The sequence below is a fragment of the Aeromonas sp. QDB18 genome, from assembly GCF_027705325.1.
Taxonomy (GTDB): Bacteria; Pseudomonadota; Gammaproteobacteria; order Enterobacterales; family Aeromonadaceae; genus Aeromonas; species Aeromonas caviae.
In genome coordinates, this window is sequence record NZ_JAPDBQ010000322.1 from 1 (window position 1) to 909 (window position 909).

The following is a 909-nucleotide window of genomic DNA, read 5'->3' on the forward strand; positions in this document are numbered from 1 at the left end:
GGCTCTGTTGCAAAAATCGTGAAGCTTGAGCATGCTTGGCGGAGATTGGACGGACGGAACGATGACGGATTTCAAGTGGCGCCATTTCCAGGGTGATGTGATCCTGTGGGCGGTGCGCTGGTATTGTCGCTATCCGATCAGCTATCGCGACCTTGAGGAAATGCTGGCGGAACGCGGCATTTCGGTCGACCATACGACGATCTATCGCTGGGTCCAGTGCTACGCCCCGGAGATGGAGAAGCGGCTGCGCTGGTTCTGGCGGCGTGGCTTTGATCCGAGCTGGCGCCTGGATGAAACCTACGTCAAGGTGCGGGGCAAGTGGACCTACCTGTACCGGGCAGTCGACAAGCGGGGCGACACGATCGATTTCTACCTGTCGCCGACCCGCAGCGCCAAGGCAGCGAAGCGGTTCCTGGGCAAGGCCCTGCGAGGCCTGAAGCACTGGGAAAAGCCTGCCACGCTCAATACCGACAAAGCGCCGAGCTATGGTGCAGCGATCACCGAATTGAAGCGCGAAGGAAAGCTGGACCGGGAGACGGCCCACCGGCAGGTGAAGTATCTCAATAACGTGATCGAGGCCGATCACGGAAAGCTCAAGATACTGATCAAGCCGGTGCGCGGTTTCAAATCGATCCCCACGGCCTATGCCACGATCAAGGGATTCGAAGTCATGCGAGCCCTGCGCAAAGGACAGGCTCGCCCCTGGTGCCTGCAGCCCGGCATCAGGGGCGAGGTGCGCCTTGTGGAGAGAGCTTTTGGCATTGGGCCCTCGGCGCTGACGGAGGCCATGGGCATGCTCAACCACCATTTCGCAGCAGCCGCCTGATCGGCGCAGAGCGACAGCCTACCTCTGACTGCCGCCAATCTTTGCAACAGAGCCTCCGTCGCCATGCTCACCTCGCTTTGGTG

At 60.6% G+C, this 909-nt stretch carries 1 protein-coding gene; it reads left to right on the forward strand.

The genetic code is table 11. From position 1 onward, the window contains the following. Positions 1-61 precede the first annotated feature (61 nt). A complete protein-coding gene (locus OKC30_RS21135; RefSeq protein ID WP_001389365.1) occupies positions 62-826 on the forward strand; it encodes an IS6-like element IS6100 family transposase in 765 nt (254 codons plus the stop codon). Positions 827-909 lie beyond the last annotated feature (83 nt).

What these genes read in the sequence shown, in the direction of transcription:
- OKC30_RS21135 (WP_001389365.1), top strand. Translation starts at nt 62, where the DNA reads ATGACGGATTTCAAGTGGCGCCATTTCCAGGGTGATGTGATCCTGTGG.